General features: G+C 68.0%; 15 protein-coding genes and 1 tRNA gene. 8 read left to right on the forward strand and 8 right to left on the reverse strand.

Going from position 1 to position 19,372, the window contains the following annotated elements:
* Positions 1–192 precede the first annotated feature (192 nt).
* The 3 genes from FXO18_RS12575 (at position 193) to FXO18_RS12585 (ending at position 3,222) form a co-directional block, all read left to right on the forward strand.
* Positions 193–1,080: a mechanosensitive ion channel family protein gene (locus tag FXO18_RS12575; RefSeq protein WP_149361474.1), complete on the forward strand. Its 888-nt coding sequence runs from the start codon at positions 193–195 to the stop codon at positions 1,078–1,080.
* Positions 1,081–1,118: 38 nt separating this feature from the next.
* Positions 1,119–1,523: a globin gene (locus FXO18_RS12580; protein ID WP_149361475.1), complete on the forward strand. Its 405-nt coding sequence runs from the start codon at positions 1,119–1,121 to the stop codon at positions 1,521–1,523.
* Between the two features lie 121 nt (positions 1,524–1,644).
* Positions 1,645–3,222, forward strand: a complete 1,578-nt coding sequence (locus tag FXO18_RS12585; RefSeq protein ID WP_149361476.1) for a glycoside hydrolase family 13 protein — start codon at positions 1,645–1,647, stop codon at positions 3,220–3,222.
* 165 nt (positions 3,223–3,387) lie between these two features.
* Here FXO18_RS12585 and FXO18_RS12590 read toward each other — a convergent pair whose 3' ends face one another.
* The 7 genes from FXO18_RS12590 to FXO18_RS12620 form a co-directional block, all read right to left on the reverse strand.
* Positions 3,388–4,035 (reverse strand): hypothetical protein, encoded by a 648-nt coding sequence (locus tag FXO18_RS12590; RefSeq protein ID WP_149361477.1) that lies wholly within the window; start codon positions 4,033–4,035, stop codon positions 3,388–3,390.
* An 8-nt stretch (positions 4,036–4,043) separates the two neighbouring features.
* The gene (locus tag FXO18_RS12595; protein ID WP_268884982.1) at positions 4,044–4,439 is read right to left on the reverse strand and encodes an acyl-CoA thioesterase; all 396 of its coding nucleotides are present in this window, start codon (positions 4,437–4,439) and stop codon (positions 4,044–4,046) included.
* A gap of 80 nt (positions 4,440–4,519) precedes the next feature.
* Positions 4,520–9,541 carry an NAD-glutamate dehydrogenase gene (locus tag FXO18_RS12600; RefSeq protein WP_149361478.1) on the reverse strand — a complete coding sequence of 1,674 codons (5,022 nt, stop codon included), beginning with the start codon at positions 9,539–9,541 and terminating at the stop codon, positions 4,520–4,522.
* Between the two features lie 104 nt (positions 9,542–9,645).
* Positions 9,646–10,062 carry an acyl-CoA thioesterase gene (locus FXO18_RS12605; protein WP_149361479.1) on the reverse strand — a complete coding sequence of 139 codons (417 nt, stop codon included), beginning with the start codon at positions 10,060–10,062 and terminating at the stop codon, positions 9,646–9,648.
* A gap of 4 nt (positions 10,063–10,066) precedes the next feature.
* On the reverse strand, positions 10,067–11,743 hold the full coding sequence (gene ettA, locus FXO18_RS12610) for an energy-dependent translational throttle protein EttA (RefSeq protein ID WP_149361480.1): 1,677 nt from the start codon (positions 11,741–11,743) through the stop codon (positions 10,067–10,069).
* A 194-nt stretch (positions 11,744–11,937) separates the two neighbouring features.
* The gene (locus FXO18_RS12615) at positions 11,938–12,447 is read right to left on the reverse strand and encodes a single-stranded DNA-binding protein (protein WP_149361481.1); all 510 of its coding nucleotides are present in this window, start codon (positions 12,445–12,447) and stop codon (positions 11,938–11,940) included.
* 142 nt (positions 12,448–12,589) lie between these two features.
* Positions 12,590–14,632 (reverse strand): cytochrome c oxidase assembly protein, encoded by a 2,043-nt coding sequence (locus FXO18_RS12620; protein ID WP_149361482.1) that lies wholly within the window; start codon positions 14,630–14,632, stop codon positions 12,590–12,592.
* Between the two features lie 183 nt (positions 14,633–14,815).
* Between FXO18_RS12620 and FXO18_RS12625 the strand changes: the two genes are divergently transcribed.
* The 5 genes from FXO18_RS12625 to FXO18_RS12645 all read left to right on the forward strand — a co-directional run bounded on the left by FXO18_RS12625 (position 14,816) and on the right by FXO18_RS12645 (position 18,159).
* On the forward strand, positions 14,816–15,475 hold the full coding sequence (locus tag FXO18_RS12625; protein ID WP_149361483.1) for a SipW-dependent-type signal peptide-containing protein: 660 nt from the start codon (positions 14,816–14,818) through the stop codon (positions 15,473–15,475).
* Between the two features lie 3 nt (positions 15,476–15,478).
* Positions 15,479–16,099: a hypothetical protein gene (locus tag FXO18_RS12630; protein WP_149361484.1), complete on the forward strand. Its 621-nt coding sequence runs from the start codon at positions 15,479–15,481 to the stop codon at positions 16,097–16,099.
* 29 nt (positions 16,100–16,128) lie between these two features.
* Positions 16,129–16,722: a signal peptidase I gene (locus FXO18_RS12635; protein WP_149361485.1), complete on the forward strand. Its 594-nt coding sequence runs from the start codon at positions 16,129–16,131 to the stop codon at positions 16,720–16,722.
* Complete coding sequence (locus tag FXO18_RS12640; RefSeq protein WP_149361486.1) at positions 16,719–17,996, forward strand: hypothetical protein; 1,278 nt, start codon at positions 16,719–16,721, stop codon at positions 17,994–17,996. Before FXO18_RS12635 ends, FXO18_RS12640 begins: the two co-directional genes overlap by 4 nt.
* Positions 17,997–18,085: 89 nt before the next feature.
* Positions 18,086–18,159 (forward strand) — tRNA-Arg (locus tag FXO18_RS12645).
* A gap of 143 nt (positions 18,160–18,302) precedes the next feature.
* Here FXO18_RS12645 and FXO18_RS12650 read toward each other — a convergent pair.
* The gene (locus FXO18_RS12650; protein WP_149361487.1) at positions 18,303–19,346 is read right to left on the reverse strand and encodes an ArsO family NAD(P)H-dependent flavin-containing monooxygenase; all 1,044 of its coding nucleotides are present in this window, start codon (positions 19,344–19,346) and stop codon (positions 18,303–18,305) included.
* Between the last annotated feature and the right edge of the window lie 26 nt (positions 19,347–19,372).

Here is a 19,372-nt window from a genome sequence, read left to right on the forward strand (position 1 = left end):
TTGTCGGTGGTGGGCTTCCCTCGCGTGACGTCTGGACATCCGGCCTCCCATGAGCGCTGCTTACCAGTGAACCGAAAAATTCCGTTTCGCGCACGGCGAATAACGCAAGCAGCCAGGTAATACCCGGTGAACTTCGCCCCGCGCGCTCCCCCGCGGCATCGCAGGTGGGATGCGGGCCGCCTGATCCGTACGATGGGCGCCGTGCTCGCGAACGTCACGGAAGCTTTCGAATGGACCGATACGAACCGCGAATGGCTGATCCACAAGCCACTCGAGGTCCTCGTCTACATCGTGGTGGCCCTGCTGCTGCGGTGGGCGGCGCACCGCTTCATCGACCGCGCCGCGAACCGCAAGCGGAAGGCCCCTCCTGGCAATGGTCGGCGCAATACCGACGCCTCGCGGCGCGAGGAGCGGCGCGACCAGCGACGCAAGACCCTGGCCTCGGTTTTCAAGTCGACGGTGTCGCTGATCCTGCTCACCTGGGTCGTGCTGACGGTGCTCAGCATCATCGGTCTCAACGTCGCCCCGTTCATCGCCTCCGCCGGCATCGTCGGCATCGCCATCGGCTGGGGCGCCCAGAGCCTCGTCCGCGATTTCCTGTCCGGCATCTTCATGCTGCTCGAGGACCAGTACGGGGTAGGTGATGTCGTGGATCTCGGCGATGCCATCGGCACCGTCGAGACCGTCGGGCTGCGCGTGACCACCGTCCGCGGCATCGACGGCACCCTGTGGTACGTGCGCAACGGCGAGGTGCTGCGAGTCGGCAACTTCAGCCAGGGCTACGCCGTGGCAGTCATCGACATCGCGCTCGCCCGACCGGTCAACGTCACCGAAGCAGCCCGCATCATCGAGGAGACCGCGGCCGCCGCGGTCCTCGACGACGCCATCCGCGAACACCTGCTCGAGGCGCCCACCATGCTGGGCGTGGACCAGACCACCGCCTACACCGTGACGCTGCGCCTGACCGCGCGCGTGCGGGCCGGCAGCCAATGGGCGGTGCAGCGCTACATCAACAGCAAGGTACTGACCGCGCTCGAGGCAGCCGACATCACCATCCATGCGGAGAACGCGCGGCAGTGATCGCGCGAGCACGCCCCGGCAAGGCATGATGGAGGGCAATGGCCACGAACGAGACCCCTTTCCGGACCTTCTACGACGAAGTCGGCGGCGCGGAGACATTCCGCAAGCTCGTCGGGCGCTTCTACGAGGAGGTCGCCCGCGACGAGATCCTGCGCCCCATGTACCCCGAGGAGGATCTCGGCCCCGCCGAGCGCAGGTTCCGGATGTTCCTGGAGCAATACTGGGGCGGGCCGCGCGACTACTCCGATGAGCGCGGGCATCCCCGGCTGCGCATGCGGCACATGCCCTTCGTGATCGGCCCCGTGCAGCGCGACGCCTGGCTGCGCTGCATGCACATCGCGATCGCCTCCATCGACTCCGGCACCCTCGATGAGGAGCACAGGCGCGAGCTCACCCAGTACATGGAGATGGCCGCCCACTCGATGGTCAACAGCGCCTTCTAGCAGCCACCCGCGCTGATCCGGGCTGCCTCCCTGTCGCGGGAGGGCTCGGCGCTGGTGCCCGGCATCCGGCGGCCTCGGCCGAATCACTACCCCCGCGCGGCAGGGCTGGCACCATGGAATCATGACGGCCAACGCGCGCTCGTGGTGGCAGGACGCGGTGATCTACCAGATCTATCCGCGATCATTCGCCGACAGCGATGACGACGGCATCGGCGACCTCGGCGGCGTGCGATCCAGGCTCGGCTACCTCAAGGCCCTGGGAATCGACGCGGTGTGGCTATGCCCCGTCATGCGCTCCCCCATGATCGACCACGGCTACGACGTCTCCGACCCCCGCGACATCGACCCGCTTTTCGGCGACCTCGCGGGCATGGACGCCGTGCTCGAGGAAGCCCACGACCACGGCCTGCGAGTATTGATGGATCTCGTGCCGAACCACACGAGCAACCAGCATCCCTGGTTCGAGGAAGCACTGCGATCAGGCCCGGGCAGCCCGGCACGCGCGCGCTACCTCTTCCGGCCCGGCAAGGGCGAGGGCGGCGCCGAACCACCGAACAACTGGGCCAGCATCTTCGGCGGACCAGCATGGACACGGATCACCGAGCCCGACGGCAGCCTCGGCGAGTGGTACCTGCACCTGTTCGCGCCGGAGCAGCCCGACCTCGACTGGACCAACCCCGAAGTCTTCACCGACCTCGCCGAGACCATGCGGTTCTGGCTCGATCGTGGTGTCGACGGCTTCCGCATCGATGTGGCCCACGGCATGGCCAAGCCCGAGGGGCTGCCCGACGGCGATCCGACGACCATGACACCGCTCTACAACGGCGATGGTGATGCGCGCTTCGACCACGACGACGTGCACGACCTCCACCGCCGGCTGCGCGACGTGATCGACGAGTACGAGGACCGGGTACTGATCGGCGAGATCTGGGTACGCGATCCACGCCGGTTCGCGCGCTACGTTTCCGAAGGGGAACTGCACCTCGGGTTCAACTTCTTGCTGCTCGAGACCAACTACCGGCCCACCGAGTTCCGCACAGCGATCGACAAGTCCCTCACCGCCGTGCAGGGAACCCCGGCCCCGCCGACCTGGACGCTCTCCAACCACGATGTGGCGCGCGAGGTCACCCGCTACAGCCCCGGCGACCCCGAGCGCGGCACCCTGCGCGCGGCCGCCGCCCTGCTGCTGGAGCTTGCCCTGCCTGGCGTGGTGTTCCTGTACAACGGCGCCGAGCTCGGTCTGCCCAACGTCGACGACCTCCCCGACGACGTCCTGCAGGATCCCGTGTGGGAACGATCCGGCCACACCGACCGGGGACGCGACGGCGCCCGCATACCCCTGCCCTGGTGGGGCACCGAGCCACCCTACGGATTCAGCGGCTCCCCCGACACTTGGTTGCCGATGCCCGCGGACTGGACCGGGCTATCGGTCCAGGCGCAGAGCGCGGACCCCGGCTCGTTCCTCACCCGATGCCGGCACGCGATCCGGATGCGCCACGAACTGCTGCGCGATGCGGGCACCGACGTCGAATGGCTGGATGGCTCTGGACCTGTGCTGCGATTCCAGCGCGGCAAAGTGCAGTGCGTGATGAACATGGGCACGGAGCCGGTCGCTGTGCCGGAAGGCCGGATCATGGCAGCGAGCGGCCCTCTCGAGGACGGATCCCTGCCACCGGACACGACGGTGTGGGTGGTCTAGCGGGCGGGGTCCTTCCGCCGCGAGTGTGCTGACTCCGCCGCGAGTGTGCGGGCTCCGCCGCGCCGCGAGTGTGCGAAAAACGACAGCATTCTTCACCGGAGCTGTCGTTTTTCGCACAGTCTCGGGGGTGGGCCGTCCAGCCGCCCGCTCTCTAGCGGCCCCGCCCTACCGCGTGAAGAGCGGCATCGTGGCGCGGCGGGCGTAGATGCTGCCGTACCGGGCGTCGATGCGGGTCCAGGCAGGATGATGGCGCACCCGGACGCGCTCGTCCTCGCCTGGCTCGCGGGGCATGAAGCCCATTCCAGCGAGCGCGAAGACGCTGCGCATGGTGATTGCCGCGGAGTTGTCGGCGCCGTCGGTGACGGTGATGACTTCCTGGTCGAGCAGGGACACGGGCGGGCCTTGGTTGCTGCCCTGCTCGCGAGCCACTGCTTGGCCTTGCTCGGCGAGGGCGATGATGCGGCTGGCGGGGATGTCGTCGATGTGCGCGAATCCCTGGTGGGGCGGGACGGCTCCCTGCCATGCGGAGTCGAGGCTGTAGCCGGGGTCGACGGTGAGGCCGTGCGCGCCGCGGAGGTTGTGCAGCAGGTGCTCGGCGGCGGCCACGAGGTCCGCGGGGGTGGCGCGGCCGGGAATAGTGCGGGCGGCTAGCACATCGAACCCGGTGCGGGACCAGATGGTGAAGTACTTGGCCCCCCGATTGGTGATGCGCACCACGGCCGCGTCATCGAGGCGCAGGGCGCGGGTGAGGAAGGTGCCGAGGTCCGCGGTCGCGGCGGGGCTGCCGATAAGGATCTGTCGCTCGTTGGTCATGGTGTGTCTCAGCTCCGCACGTAGCGCTGCAGGTAGTCGCGCTCGCTCGCGGTGAGGCGCCGCAGCCGCTGGGTGTCGATGTCGAAGGCGGCGAGCTGGATCTCAGCGGTGACGGCCGGTGGTGCGTCCGTGCTGGCGTCGCGGGCGCGCACGGCGTAGCCGATGGTCCAGTCAGCGCTGCGCAGCCTCTCGACCCACATGTCGACGGCGAGGGGGCCGTCGCTGTGCCGGAGCTGCCCGCGATAGCGGACGTGCATGTCGACGACGACAGCTCCTGCCCCGAGCGCGGCGGTGGGCCGGTCCGGGGTGAGCAGCCACGGTATGCGGGCTTCCTCGAGGAGGGTGACCATGCGGGCATGGTTGATGTGCTGGAAGACGTCCATGTCGGACCAGCGGACCGGCACGGTTGCCCGGAAAGTGCTGCCCGTCGCGGGGGTGCCTGCTTCACGTGTTGCTGGTGTGGCGTGGGGCTCCCCCGCGGATGTCACCTTCCGGCCTCCGATCTCAAGCTGCGTGAATAGACCATGCTGCGAATCTGCCGCGCCGCGACGGAGAGGGTAGCGAGGTCGAGTGCGCCGGAGTTCGCGATCTGGGTGAGCGCTGACCGTGCCCGCTCGAGCCGCGACGCGTTGGACAGCTCCCATTCGTCGATCTTTTCCTCGGCACTCTCGTCCGGCTCCCCGTAGTCGAGGACGTCGAGGCAGAGCGCTCGGGTAGAACCATACAGGTCGTCGCGGAGGGCGAGGCGGGCGAGCGCGTGCCAGCGGTCGCCGCGAGCAAGCCGCGAGACGGCCCCGTGGAGGGTGTCGATGCCCAGGTGCGCGGTGAGGGTGAAGTACAGCTCGGCGACCTCGCCGAGCTCGCGCTCCGCGACGTCGGCGACCTCCACGATGTCGAGCAGGCAGAACTCGTGGAGCAGGGCATAGACGCGGGTGGCAAGGTCGCGCGGGGCACCGATGCCAACGGCCTCGTCGACGCGGACCTTGAGGAACTTGGCGTCGTTGCCGTGCAGCCATTCGGGCACCTTGGGCCCGAGCTCACGGACGCTGATGGCGAACCGATTGATCTCGGCTCCCACGGCGATGGGCTGGGGACGGTTGGCGAGCAGCCAGCGCGAAGCACGGTCGAGCAGCCGCCGGGTACCGAGCATGAGCTGATCGGACGCCTGGGTGGGCATGTCCGACTGGCGGATATCCTCCCAGAGCTCGCGGAGGCCGAAGATCTCGGTGACCGCGGCGAAGGCGCGGATCGAGTCGGTGGTGGTGGCTCCGGCGTCCTCCGCGAGGCGGAAGGTGAAGGTGATGCCTCCATTGTCGATCGCCTGGTTGGAGAGCATGGTGGTGACGATCTGCCGGCTCAGCGGATGCTTGCGGATGGCCTGGTAGTAGTTGTCGCTCAGCGGTGTCGGGAAGTACTCGGGCAGCCGTGTGGCGAACACTTCGTTGTCGGGGAGGTCGCTCTCCATCAGGTCGTCCTTGATGGCTAGCTTGACGTGGGCGAGGAGCGTGGAGAGCTCGGGCGAGGTGAGGCCCTCGTTGTTCTTCATCCGCTCGCTGATGGCTTCGTCGCTGGGCAGCGCCTCGATCTCGCGGTCGAGCCCTCGGTTGGCGGCGAGGTCGGCGATCTGCCGGGAATGCACGCTGAGCAACTGCGGAGCGTTGGCGCGGCTGGTGCCCATGAGCTCGTTCTGCATGCGGTTGTCGTGCAGCACGAGCTCGGCGACCTCCTCGGTCATCGAGGCGAGCAGCTCGTTGCGGTCCTCGGGCCTGAGCGCCCCCGTGCTGATGAGCGATTCGAGGAGGATCTTGATGTTGACCTCGTGGTCGGAGCAATCGACTCCGGCGGAGTTGTCGAGGGCATCGGAGTTGACCATGCCGCCGTGGCGGGCGAACTCGATGCGCCCCTTCTGGGTGAGGCCCAGGTTGCCGCCCTCGCCGACAGCCTTGACGCGCAGGTCGGCACCGTTGACGCGGATGTTGTCATTGGCCTTGTCGCCGACGTCGCCATGTGTCTCGGCGGAGGACTTGATGTAGGTGCCGATGCCGCCGTTCCAGAGCAGGTCGGCGGGCGCGAGGAGGATCGCCTTCATCAGTTCGGGAGGCGACATGGTCGCTTGGTGCGCGGGAAGGCCGAGGGCGGCACGCATCTGCTCGCTGATGGGGATGGACTTGACGCTGCGTGGCCAGACCCCGCCGCCTTCGCTGATGAGGTCCTTGTCATAGTCCTCCCAGGATGAGCGCGGGAGGTCGAACATGCGGCGCCGCTCCAGGTAGGAGGCGGCGGCGTCAGGGGTGGGGTCGATGAAGATGTGCCGGTGGTCGAACGCGGCGATGAGGCGGATGTGCTCGCTCAGCAGCATGCCGTTGCCGAACACGTCGCCGCTCATGTCGCCGATGCCGACGACGGTGAAGTCCTGCGCCTGCGTGTCGACGCCGATCTCACGGAAATGCCGCTTGACGGATTCCCACGCGCCGCGGGCAGTAATGCCCATGACCTTGTGGTCATAGCCCGCGGAGCCACCGGAGGCGAAGGCATCGCCGAGCCAGAAGTTGTAGAGGCCGGCGACCTCGTTGGCGATGTCGGAGAACGTGGCGGTGCCCTTGTCCGCCGCGACCACGAGGTAGGTGTCGTCCTTGTCGCGGCGCACCACGTCGCTGGGCGAGAGGGTGGCCTCGGTGACCTGGTCGAGATTGTCGGTGATGTCGAGGAGCCCGGAGATGAACAGGCGGTAGCAGCGGATGCCCTCGGCGCGGAACGCTTCCCGGTCGGCCACGGGGTCACCGGTGGGCACGGGTGGCTTCTTCACCACGAACCCGCCCTTCGCGCCGACGGGCACGATGACGGCGTTCTTCACTGCTTGCGCCTTGGCGAGGCCAAGCACCTCGGTGCGGAAGTCCTCGCGGCGATCGGACCAGCGCAGGCCACCACGGGCGACCTCGCCGAAGCGCAGGTGCACGCCCTCGATGTGCGGGGCGTAGACGAAGATCTCGAAGCGCGGGCGCGGCTTGGGGATCTCCGGGACGTTGCGCGGGTCGAACTTGAACGACAGCACCTCGCGGTAGCGGTGCTTGGGCACCATCGTGTCGATGCCGGGACGTGCTCCCACGAAGTAGTTGGTGCGCAGGGTTGCCTGCATGAGGCGCAGGTAGGCGCGCAGGATCCGATCGGCGTCGAGGCTGACGACCTTGTCGAGCCGGGCGTTGACGTCCTTGCTGAGTTCCTCTGCCCGCGACTTGGAATGGTTGACCGGGTCGAAGGTGGCCTCGAACAGATCGACGAGCACGGCAGCGGTGGCGGCGTTCTCGAGCAGGACCTCTTCGATGTGCGCCTGGCTGTACGGGAAGGTGATCTGTCGCAGGTAGCGGGCATAGGCGCGCAGCATCGCGGCTTGCCGCCAGTCGAGCCCGGCGCGCAGGATCAGCTCGTTGAACCGGTCGGCCTCGGCCAGGCCGTTCCAGATGGCGATGAACGCGTCGGTGAAGCGCTTCTCGAGGTCGCCCCCGACGTGGGGCTCGTTGATGGTCCCTACCGGCATCGTGGGCAGGGTCTGGGCGAGCTCCATGACGGATTCGCTCTGCCGCGTCTCGGGATTGACGAGGAGGCTGAAGTCGTAGATCCAGCTGGGCTCGGCGTCGATGCGATCAAGGTGATAGGGGCGCTCGTCGAGGACCTCCACGCCCATGGATTGCAGCACGGGCAGGATGCGGCTGAGCGAGACCCCGTCCCCGGTGAGGTAGAGGGAGAGCTGCCAGCGCCCCGGCTCGGCATCAGTTTTGCGGTAGAGGGCGAGGTCGATGTCGCCATCGCCGAGCACATCGATCCGTCGGAGATCCGCGAGCGCCCTCGCCGGGGCGAAGTCCTCCTTGTATGCCTGCGGGAATGCTCCCGCGAACCGGTTCGCCTTGGCGGTGGGAGCGGTGGGCTCGCGCTGGGCGACCTCGTCGGCGAGATGGTCCTCCCAGCTACGGGTGGCCTCGCTGAGCGTTTGCTGGAGGCGCTCGCGGGCTTCCTCGGACACATCCGGCGCGGTGCTGGCGCTCCAGCCGTCGGGAATGCGAATGGTGAAATGCACCTGGGCGACCACGGACTCGGTGACGCGCGCGGTGTAGTCGACGCTGGAGCCTGCGAATTCAGCGCGCAGGATGTCCTGCATGGCGTGGCGCACACCGGTGCGGTAGCGGTCCCGCGGCATGTAGACGAGCGCGGAGACGAACCGGCCGTTGGGGTCGGCACGCAGGAACAGGCGCAGTTCCCGGCTCAGTCCGATCGCCACGACCTCGGTGACCGTGCGATGCAGGGTCTCGACGTCGACGGTGAAGAGCTCGGTGCGGGGGTACGACTGGATGATCTCGAGCATCGACTGGCCAGTGAAGGAGTCGAGGGAATGCCCCGCCTTGCGCAGTACCTCGTGCACTCGCGAAGCGAGGACGGGCACGTCGAGGACGTTCTCGTGGAGCCCGGTGACGGTGAAGATGCCGAGGAAGCGGTGCTCTCCGGTGATGGAGCCGTCCTCGCCAAAGATGCGCACGCACACGAAGAAGGGGTACACCACGCGCAGGGACATCGCGGGGGCCTGGCCCTGGGCGAACACGAGGATGCGCTGGGCCTCGGACTCATCGGAGTAGAGGCGGAAGCGCAGATCCGTCATCTCCGGGGAGCGCAGCACGCCGAGCCCGCTGCCGGGGACCATGGTGAGCTGCTGGCCATCCGCGGTATCAGTCTCGTAGCGGCGGTAGCCGAGGACGCGGAAGTTGCCCGCGGCGAGCCACCTGAGCAAACCGGCGGATTCATTGGCCTCGGTGCTGGGCGCGGAACCGATGCCGCGGCCTGATTCGAGCTCGGTCGCGATGTCGGAGAGGGTGCTTCGCATCGTGGCGGTATCGGAGACGACCTGGCGGACGTCGCTGAGCAGCTCGCGGATGCGCTGGGCGATCTGATCGAGGACCGAGCGCTGCGTCCCGGAGAGCTGCAGGTGCATCCAGGACTCGGCGATGGCGTCGTCCGGCTTGGTGAAGGTGGTGCGGTCGGTGAGCACCTCGAGAAGGTTGCCGCTGGAGTCGCGCCGCACGATCAGCACGGGATGGACGATCTGCTCGACGCTGATGCCCACGCCGCCGAGCAGCGCGGTGACTGATTCGACGAGGTAGGGGACGTCGTCGGTGACGATCTGCAGCACGGACCGGGTTGATGCGCTCCCGTTGGGCTGACCGTTGCTCTCGGCCCAGATGGCTACTGCTGGGGAGCCAGGAGCTCGGTGCGCGGCGAGGTCACGATGCTTGGCGAGCAGGTCGTACGCGCGCTGCTGGTGCGCGCCGCTGGTGTCGCTGGGCTTGCGCCGGGCAGTCTCCACCGCGGTGGCGGGGATCGCGTCCTGCCGGTAGTAGGTGCGGTAGAGCCTGGTGAGGTCGCCGTCCGCGCTGGTATCCGGTTCCACTGGCTGTGTACCTCTCTCCGGATCGGTATCGAGGGCCGTGTTCGCCGTGGCGTGTACGCGGGAATCACTCATAGCTATTGCCTCCTGACGCAGCACCATCTGCCACGAGGCTATTAGGCATCACCGAGTTATGGGCACACTTGAGCAAAGTTCACCGGGGGGTGAACATTTCGCGGCTACGTCGCGTGGTACTTGGTGAGCGCTGCTCGTTCCGAGTCGGCGAGAGGGCGTGACGAGTTCGTCGTGCCGTCGAACGCGACGAGGACCGCGTCGACCGATCCGGCGCGATTTCCCTGGTTGTCGAACATGGTGTGGCGGATGGTAAACGAGCTGCGTCCGATCGCAAGGACAGCGAGCTCGACCGCGAGCGGCCCCGATTCGGTGAACAGGGGCCGCTCGAAGTCTGCTTCGAGGCGCCGGATGACGACAGCCCGGTCGGGACCAAAGCCCTCCGAGAACTCCTCGCTGATGAAGCGAACGCGCGCTTCCTGTGCGTACTCGATGAACTTGGTGTTGTTGACGTGACCAAGCATGTCGGAATCGCCCCACCGGATCTCGACGGTGGTGGCGTAGGGCGCGCTCGCTTCAGCCATTTATCTAGTCCCTCGTGAGCTTGCGGTGGGTGACGCGGTGGGGGCGGGCCGCCTCGGGCCCCATGCGCTCGATCTTGTTCGCCTCGTAGGCCTCGAAGTTGCCCTCGAACCAGAACCACTTGGCGTCGTTGGTGTCGTCGCCTTCCCACGCCAGGATGTGGGTGCAGGTGCGATCGAGGAACCAGCGATCGTGGGAGATGACGACGGCGCAGCCGGGGAACTGCTCGAGCGCGTTCTCCAGCGAGCCAAGCGTCTCGACATCGAGGTCGTTGGTGGGCTCATCGAGCAGGATCAGGTTGCCGCCCTGCTTGAGGGTGAGCGCGAGGTTGAGGCGGTTGCGCTCGCCGCCGGACAGCACGCCCGCCGGCTTCTGCTGGTCGGGGCCCTTGAACCCGAACGCACTGACGTAGGCACGCGACGGCATCTCGGTGTTGCCGACGTGGATGAAGTCGAGCCCCTCGGAGACGAGCTGCCACACGGTCTTCTTGGGGTCGATGCCGCCACGATGCTGATCGACGTAGCTCAGCTTGACCGTGTCACCGATCTTGACGATGCCAGAGTCCGCTTCCTCGAGGCCGACGATGGTCTTGAACAGCGTGGTCTTGCCGACGCCGTTGGGGCCGATGACACCGACGATGCCGTTGCGCGGCAGGGTGAAGGAGAGGTCCTTGATGAGCATGCGGTCGCCGTAGCCCTTGTCGAGGTTCTTGACCTCCACGACCACGCTGCCGAGCCGCGGCCCGGCGGGGATCTGGATCTCCTCCATGTCGAGCTTGCGCGACTTCTCGGCCTCGGCGGCCATCTCCTCGTAGCGCGCGAGGCGGGACTTGCTCTTGGCCTGGCGGGCCTTCGCGCCGGAGCGCACCCATGCGAGCTCGTCCTTGAGCCGCTTCTGCAGCTTCTGGTCCTTCTTGCCCTGGACCTCGAGCCGCTCGGCCTTCTTCTCGAGGTAGGTGGAGTAGTTGCCCTCGTAGCCGTGCGCCTTGCCACGCTCGAGCTCGAGGATCCACTCGGCGACGTGGTCGAGGAAGTACCGGTCGTGTGTCACGGCGAGGACGGCGCCGGCGTAGCTCGCGAGGTGCTGCTCGAGCCACAGCACGCTCTCGGCGTCAAGGTGGTTGGTGGGCTCATCGAGGAGCAGCAGGTCGGGCTTGCTCAGCAGCAGCTTGCACAGGGCGACGCGGCGGCGCTCGCCACCGGAGAGCTGGGTGACGGGCTCTTCCGGCGGCGGGCAGCGCAGCGCGTCCATGGCCTGCTCGAGCTGCGACTCCATGTCCCAGGCGTCGGCATGGTCGAGCTCCTCCTGGAGCTTGCCCATTTCCTCCATCAGTTCATCGGAGTAGTCGGTGGCCATGAGCTCGGCGATCTCATTGAACCGGTCGAGCTTGACCTTCAGCTCACCGAGGCCCTCCTCGACGTTCTGCCGGACGGTCTTCTCCTCGTTGAGGTGGGGCTCCTGCTGGAGGATCCCCACGGTCTTGCCCGGCGCGATGAACGCGTCGCCATTGCTGGGCTGGTCGAGTCCCGCCATGATCTTGAGCACGCTGGACTTGCCGGCGCCGTTGGGGCCGACGACACCAATCTTCGCTCCGGGCAGGAACGCGAGGGTGACGTCATCCAGGATGACCTTGTCACCGTGCGCCTTCCGCACGCGCTTCATGGTGTAGATGAACTCAGCCACAGTTACCTCTCGACTTCGACATTTGCGTGTTCTTGATGATGCGGCCGCCATCACCGGCATGCGGCAGGGGTGAAGCTGCCGGGGTCCGGCGGGCGAGCCGCGTCGCGCGGTGGCCACCAGGGGTGGAAACCCTCGCGTTGAAGGTTAGCGCAGATGGCCTCCAGGCTCACACCGCGCGACTCTGCTGCTCGACCCTACGCGGCAGCGGGCTCGCTGGCACTGTCCAGATCCGGAGAATCGCCCCCGGTGGAGCCCACCTGCTCCAGCTCGGGCGACGCGTCCGGAGCTGGGAAGCTGGCATCCTCGCCCTCCTCCAGCGCAGAGCCCGCGTCCGGCACGTCGGCGTCAGGAGTGGCAGCAGGAGCATGTCGGGCGAGATCAACGCCGATGGCGCGGGCCCGCATCTCGAGGGCGGACCGCTCGACCCCTTCCTTGTCGGTGTAGGTACTGGTGTAGAGGTCTCCGTGCACGATGACCGGGTCTCCCTTCTCGACGGCCGCAGCGACATTGGTGGCGGAGCGGTTCCAGCAATTGACACGCACGAACAGCTTGGTGCCGTCGCGCCATTCGCCGCTGGCCCGGTCGTAGACGCGCGAGGTGGAGACGACGGTGAATCCGGCTACCCGGTCGCCGCGCGAGTTGACGGTGCGTGGCGCTACCGAGGTGATGACGGTTCCGATGACTGTGGTGCTGCATTCGTACATGGATGCTCCCGTGGGTCGCTGCCCGCTGGCGGTCAGCAGGCAGCACTAGCGTCGCGGGATCCACTTCGCCGAGCCAGTGCCCCCGAGCGATCTGTGGATAAGCAGGGAGCTGTGGATAACGGGCCGGGGCGACCCACTGCTCCTAGCGCTCCCGCCTGGCGAGCTCGGCGAGCATGGCGTTGTAGGCAGCGAGATCGGCGCCGTCATCCTTGTCCGCCGCGCGATCGATGCGACGCGCTGCCCGGCGATCGCTGGACGACCACTGCACGAGGAGCGCGAGCATGACGATCACGATGGGGATCTCCCCGGTCCCCCAGGCGATGCTCCCGCCGATCGCTTGATCGTCGAGCAGGTCGGAAACCCACGGCAGGGCGAGCTGCTGGTAGAACTCCTGGCCCATCACGGTGTCCATGTTCATCAGCGCGATGCCGAAGAAGGCATGGAAGGGCAGGGTCGCCCACAGCAGGGCGAGCTTGCTGAAGGGCTGCATGGGATGCGGGGATGGGTCGACGCCGATGATGACCCAGTAGAAGAGGTAGCCACTGAGGAGGAAGTGCACGTTCATCAGCACGTGCGCGGTGTGGCTGTCCACGGCCGCGCCGAAGATGCCACCGAAATAGAGGATGTAGAAGCTGGAGACGAACAGTGCCGCCGCGACGATCGGCTGGGTGAGCGCTCGCGATACGGGACTATGCACGCCAGCGACGATCCATTCACGTGGCCCGGGCACTCCCCCGCGCCCGGCTGGCGGGAGCGCGCGCAGCGCGAGAGTCACCGGGCCACCCAGCGCGAGGAGGATGGGCACCAGCATGGACAGGATCATGTGGGAGCTCATGTGCACGCTGAACATGGCGTGGGTGTACTTGCCCATGCCGGAGGAGGTGGCGAGCAGGAGTGCCGCGCAGCCGGAGAGCCAGGCGATGGTGCGGCTGATCGGCCAGGCGTCTCCGCGCGCGGAGAGCCGCCGCACGCCCAGGACGTAGAGGGTGGCGAGCACGATGGCAGCGGTTCCGAAGATCAGGTCGAAGCGCCACTGCGTGAGGAACACCCACAGCGATGGCCCCTGCTCGAGCTGGTAGCCGAGGGCGACCTCCTGGAAAGAGGGGATGCTGCTCGGTGCGGGCGGCGGCGTGCGACTGAGCCCGACTCCAAGCCCGAAGGTGGCGGCGAGAAGCAGCACCTCGATCGAGGCGAGGCCGACGAACGGACCGCGCGCCCCCGGGTCGGCCGCGATGCGCTCGACGACGCGGCGGCGATGCAGGTACCCGAAGGCCCCAAGGATTGCCAGCATGCTTGCCTTGGCCACGACGAGCCATCCATAGGTGGTGGTGAGCAGATCTTCCGGCGCTACGCGGACGAGCGCGTTGATGACCCCGGAGACCCCGACAGCCACGAACGCGATGCCCGCAATCCAGGAGTAGCGGCGCACCGCCACGTCGAGGCGTGCTCCCCTGAACCAGGCATGGACGAGCAGCGCGAACAAGCCACCGAGCCAGACGGCGGACCCGACGACGTGCCAGAAGAAGCTGTTGGTAGCGATGTCATGGGCGCCTCCCGAGGAGGAGTGCCCCGTGACTACGAGCGGCATGAGTGCTAGCAGCGCGCCCGCGAGGACCAGTGGGGTCCAGCCCCAGCGCAGCACGACCCGGGCACCGAGCGCGACCCCTGCGGCGATGACACCAGTCCAGGACCACGCGAGCGCTGCTTCCACCAGGGGGATGCTTGGCCACAGGTTTCCTGGTTGCAGCGCGACCCGCAGCGGTTGGCCCGTCGTATCAGAGAGGACGAGCGGTACCAGGACGAATGCACTGACGGATTGCAGGGTCGCGGCGGCGGAAGCGATCCGCAGGGAGCGGTATCCGTCCACGTCGACAAGCCCGTTGGATTGCGGCGCGGCGAGGAATGCGGCGTGCAGCGCGGCCCCGACCGCGGCCACCCCGGACACGATCGCGATCGCCTGCATCGCGGGCAGACCGAAGCGGGTGACGACACCGGGATCGGGCAGCCCGAGCTGGGCGAGCGCTTCGGTCGCGGAGAGCCCCGCGAGCGCCATCGCCACAAGTGCCGCGAGCCCGAGGGCACCGAGCGCCACTGTGGCGAGCCCAGCGCGAGGGCCAGCCATTGCGGGGGAGTTCTGATCGTCTTCGGTGCCGATCGGCGACGCGGCGGACGGTGCGGAGGCCATGCCTCATAGGGTACGGGCGAGCGGCCACGCGGCTGAAACGCGCGGCGCGAGAGATTCGCGACAGTGAATCACAAATATTTTCCGACATTGTGTAACGAATCCGGCGAATCGTGTGATAGTTCACAGTAGGCGCTCAAGCCAACTCACATCACACCTGTGCGTCCCGAACCAGAAGGTAGCACCATGGCAACCACACCTCCATCCCCCTCGCGCGTGGCGGACCGCAAGCGCAAGATCCGCGCGATCCTCGCTGGCGGCGTCGTCCTCGGCGTCGGCGCCACCGTCACCCTCGCCGCCTGGAACGACTCCGTCTTCGTCCAGGGCGACTTCGCCGTCGGCGATTTCAACATCCAGGGCGACGTGCACGACGGAGGAGGCTTCCTCGAGTACGACGACGAGCTGGCACCGGGCATTCTGCAGCTGCCCCTGATCGCCGAGAACCTCGCGCCTGGCGATATCGTCCACGCACCCGTCTCGCTGCGCGTCGACCCCACCCGCAACAGCTACGACGCCGACGTCGAGCTGCGTGGAGGCACCTGGGCCGCGAGCGTGCTCGCCGATGAGCTCCGCTATACCGTCTACACCGATGTACCCGTAGCGAGCTGCCAGAGCGGCGACCTCTCCGCCGGGGCCCCGCTCGTCGGATCCGAGGCAACCCCCGTCACTCTCGACACCGGCGCGGGCACCGTCCCCGGGAGCCCCGCGTTCACGCTCCTGCGCGACTCCACCGTGCTCGACCTCTGCTTCGCGGTCACCCTGCCAGAGACCGTCGACATGACGAGCGTGCCGCCCAACTCGACTGCCACCGTGCTGTGGGAGTTCTACTCCGAGCCCGTCAGCTGACCGATGGCATCACGCGATACCCTGCTGCGGCGCGGCCGCGTCCTCGCCGCAGCAGGCATCGTCCTCGGCACCGGGGCCACCCTCACCCTGGCGTCGTGGAGCGATGCCACCTTCACTACGGGAACATTCGGTGTCGGCTCGTTCGGCATCGAGGCCAGCATCGATAGTGGCGCCAGCTGGTACCAGGACGAGGACGATCTGGCATTCACCGTCGCAGCCACAGCGATCCAACCGGGCGACACCCGCTACGCGCCGCTGAGCGTGCGCACCGAGTCCGGTTCGCTCGGCGCGCTCGCAACCCTGGCCGGCGCCACCAGCGAGGGCGCCACCGCATTGTTCGACGCCCTGCGCTACCGCGTCGTCGAGACCACCACGTGCGACGCGAGCGCTTTCACCCCCGCCGCCAGCTACGTGGTCGGTGATAGCAGCACCCGCGAGGCCCTCGGCACGGGATCCGCCCCCGATGCCATCACCCTCGCCGCAGCGACGCCAGCACCCGGACCGGCACGGCACTACTGCTTCGAGGTGCACCTGCCCGGCACGAGGCCCAACTGGACCAACTCCGCTCTCCCTGGCACCACCGCGCTCGCTCGGTGGCAGATCGCCGCCAGTTCCACCAGCTAGCCCTCATCAACCACCACGGGAACCACATCATGTCCTCACGCAGCGCCACCCGGCGCAGCATCCCCGCGCGCATCGGCCACCTCGTGCGCGAGTCACTGCTCAACCTGCTCGCCGTCGCAGGACTGATCTGCATCGTCCTCGTCATCCTCGCCGTCGTCTTCAACATCTCGCTGATCATGTTCAAGACCGGCTCGATGAACCCCACGATTCCCCAGGGCTCCCTCGCCGTGGTCCGCGAGGTGCCCGCCGATACCGTCGAGGTCGGCGACATCGTCACCGTCGATCGCGGGCGTGGCCGGCTCCCCGTCACCCACCGCATCATCGGCATGGAGCCCGGACCGGACGGCACCACCCACCTGACCATGCAGGGCGACGCCAACCCCCAGCCCGACCCCGCGATCTACCGCGTCAGCACCGTCCGCGAGATGGTCACCAGCTTCCCCGGCCTCGCCCACGCCGTGGTGCGACTCTCCGATCCACGAGTGATGGGCCTCATCACCATCCTCGCCGCACTGCTCGTCGGCTGGGCGTTCTGGCCCCGCCGCGAACCCAGCGACGAGGACGACGCCCCAGTGCAAGACACCACCCCCGCAGCATCGACCACCACCGGGACCTCGGCATGATGCCTCGCGCTCGCCTCGCCCTCGCCACCATCGCCGTGCTCGCCCTTGCCTTCCCCGCCACGGCACGGATCATCACCCCGACCGATGCCGCGTTCACCGACCAGGTCGATGCGATCGGCGAGGTCACCACCGACATCTGGCCCACATCCGGATACGCCCGCGGCACCGCCGGAAACACTGTGGTCAGCGGCACCAGCGTCACCGGCTCCACCTCGTTCCGCGACGAGGATCCTCCAGGGCAGAGCGCGGCGAGCGGCGGCTTCAGCAACACCGGGCTGCTGTTCTCCCTCAACGGCAACGCCAGCACGTGTGCCGCCTACACCGTCGGCACCGGCGGGCCGCACAGCAACTGCGCGACGCCCCCGCCCTCGGACACGGACTCGACGAGCACCCTCAACAGCTACAACTTCAACCTCGCCGTCGCCGGGCTCCTGACCATCGACACCCTCATCCGTCTTGCCAGCCCCATCTCCACCCGGACCAGCTGCGCTCTCGCCGCCTCCGGGACGACGACGAGCGCACCGACTGGGACTGTCCAGGTTCGCCGCACCCTCGCCGGGGCCTACAACTCCTACCCCATGCCCAGTCCCGGCGCGCCCACGACCTTCAGCTTCAACTACCTCGGAGCGCTCGGGCTGCCCGTCGCCAGGATCAGCGGCGAGGTAGAGACCACCACCCACCTCGATACGACCAATGGCGTCGCAGTCTCCGAGGCACGGATCTATGTCGAGGTCCGATCCTTGGCACTCGTCACCCTCGCCACCGTCGACACCGTCCTCGGCCGCTCCGAGTGCTCCCTCTCCGGACCCGCGCCCGCCGCGATCGCCATGCGCAGCCAGCCCGCCGACATCGACGCCGCGCGCGCCGAGGCCGAGGCCCTGGAGGAGGAGACGCTGGAAGCAGAGACGCTGGAGTCCGAGGTGCTGGAGTCCGAGACCGAAGCCCCTGCCAGCACTGAAGACGAGAAGGGGGCATCCCCGGAAACCACCACCGAGGACGCGACCACGATCACCGAGACACAGATCCCCACCACGACAGCCGAACCGGCGCCGTCGAGCACTCCCCCGACCACCACTACAGCCGAACCGACCACCACGGTGGCACCAGTTCCGGTCGAACCAGCTCCTGCCACGAGCACCTCCGCAGAGGCCCCGGCTACGACTGCCGAGGCGACGCCCGAACCGACAAATGCGGTGACGACAATCACCACGCCAGTGGCACCGTCGGCCACAACCACCAGCGAGTCCGAAGAGACCAACTCGTCAAGCGGATGACCCCCCCGCCCGCCCTAAGCGCTAGGCGCACCGACGCCCAGGGCCCCGAATCGCGATCCGCTACACTGCCAACGCGCCTAACAACGCACGCCTCCGTAGCTCAGGTGGATAGAGCAAGGGCCTTCTAATCCCTAGGTCGCAGGTTCGAGTCCTGCCGGGGGCGCTCATCGTGCCCGGTTCCGCGGCGGTTGATGCCCTCAAACCACCACGCCGTGCCGATCCCTCCGGAAGTGTGAGGTTTTGCCCCCTCCCAAGCCCCCTCCGAGGGTGCATTCGGTAACACTTCCGGCCCGGGCCAGCTAGGGACTAGCCCACGATGCTGGCGACGCTGGCGCGGGCGGTCCTGCCGACACCGAGGATCGTGGCGGAGCCCGGACCGGTCCAGTCCCCGTATCCGAGCAGGTGAAGCCGGGGCTCGCGGGCGGCGCGCGTGCCCCGCATGGTGATGGTGCCATCATGCTCGCGGAGCCGGAGGGGCCGGAGGTGGTCGAGCGCGGGGCGGAACCCCGTGCACCAGATGATGGCGTCGAAGGGCGTCTCTAGGGTTCCCCAGCGCGCTCCGTCGCGTGTGAGGGCGTCGAACAGGGGCCGGGGGCTGAGGTCTCCGCGGTCGCGGGCGGCGCGGACCTCGGGGACCATCACGATGTCGCCGAGGCCTGGTATTCCACCGGGGTCTGGTTGCCCGGATTCGAGGGCGATGGCCCGGCGGGTGGCGATCTGGAAAAGCACTCGCCCATCGACGTCGTCGGGCAGGAACCTGGGTGGCCGGTGGGTGGCCCAGGTGGTCCTGGTCGTGGCGGATAGCTCGGCGACGATCTGTGCGCCGGAGTTGCCTCCACCCACGACGAGGACGTGCTGGCCGGCGAACTCGTCAGGCGTTCGGTAGTGCACGGTGTGCAGTTGCCGGCCCTGGTAGGCCCGTGCGCCGGGGTATGCGGGCCAGAAGGGGCGGGTCCACGTGCCGGTGGCGCTGATGACGTGCCGGGCGTGCCACTCCCCGCTCGTGGTGTCGACGCTCAGGCGGTGTGTTCCAGCGGTGACGGAACGGACGTGGACGGGGCGCTCGATGGGAAGCTCGTAGCGCTTCTCGTAGTCGGCGAGGTAGTCGACGACGTGGCTGGCCGGGGGAAATCCGTCGCGCCATGGTGGCATGGGCCACCCGGGCAGCCGCGCGTAGTCCGCTGGGGAGAACAGGCGCAGCGTCGGCCACATGCGTGGCCAGGCGCCGCCCGGGCCTCGGCTGGCGTCGAGAATGACGAAGGGAACCTGTGCCCGGCGCAGGTAGTAGCCCGCCGCGAGCCCGGCCTGTCCCCCGCCGATGACTATGACGCCGGTGGTGCTGGGTTCCATCCAGGGGCCTCCTGCCGGGGTGACGC

The sequence above is a fragment of the Lolliginicoccus suaedae genome (genome assembly GCF_008312885.1).
GTDB lineage: Bacteria > Actinomycetota > Actinomycetes > Mycobacteriales > Mycobacteriaceae > Lolliginicoccus > Lolliginicoccus suaedae.

What these genes read in the sequence shown, in the direction of transcription:
- FXO18_RS12605 (WP_149361479.1), bottom strand. Translation starts at nt 10,062, where the DNA reads ATGGCTGAAGCGAGCGCGCCCTACGCCACCACCGTCGAGATCCGGTGG.
- FXO18_RS12650 (WP_149361487.1), bottom strand. Translation starts at nt 19,346, where the DNA reads ATGGAACCCAGCACCACCGGCGTCATAGTCATCGGCGGGGGACAGGCC.
- FXO18_RS12590 (WP_149361477.1), bottom strand. Translation starts at nt 4,035, where the DNA reads ATGACCAACGAGCGACAGATCCTTATCGGCAGCCCCGCCGCGACCGCG.
- FXO18_RS12575 (WP_149361474.1), top strand. Translation starts at nt 193, where the DNA reads ATGGGCGCCGTGCTCGCGAACGTCACGGAAGCTTTCGAATGGACCGAT.
- FXO18_RS12580 (WP_149361475.1), top strand. Translation starts at nt 1,119, where the DNA reads ATGGCCACGAACGAGACCCCTTTCCGGACCTTCTACGACGAAGTCGGC.
- FXO18_RS12585 (WP_149361476.1), top strand. Translation starts at nt 1,645, where the DNA reads ATGACGGCCAACGCGCGCTCGTGGTGGCAGGACGCGGTGATCTACCAG.
- FXO18_RS12625 (WP_149361483.1), top strand. Translation starts at nt 14,816, where the DNA reads ATGGCAACCACACCTCCATCCCCCTCGCGCGTGGCGGACCGCAAGCGC.
- FXO18_RS12635 (WP_149361485.1), top strand. Translation starts at nt 16,129, where the DNA reads ATGTCCTCACGCAGCGCCACCCGGCGCAGCATCCCCGCGCGCATCGGC.
- FXO18_RS12640 (WP_149361486.1), top strand. Translation starts at nt 16,719, where the DNA reads ATGATGCCTCGCGCTCGCCTCGCCCTCGCCACCATCGCCGTGCTCGCC.
- FXO18_RS12615 (WP_149361481.1), bottom strand. Translation starts at nt 12,447, where the DNA reads ATGTACGAATGCAGCACCACAGTCATCGGAACCGTCATCACCTCGGTA.
- FXO18_RS12600 (WP_149361478.1), bottom strand. Translation starts at nt 9,541, where the DNA reads ATGAGTGATTCCCGCGTACACGCCACGGCGAACACGGCCCTCGATACC.
- FXO18_RS12630 (WP_149361484.1), top strand. Translation starts at nt 15,479, where the DNA reads ATGGCATCACGCGATACCCTGCTGCGGCGCGGCCGCGTCCTCGCCGCA.
- FXO18_RS12620 (WP_149361482.1), bottom strand. Translation starts at nt 14,632, where the DNA reads ATGGCCTCCGCACCGTCCGCCGCGTCGCCGATCGGCACCGAAGACGAT.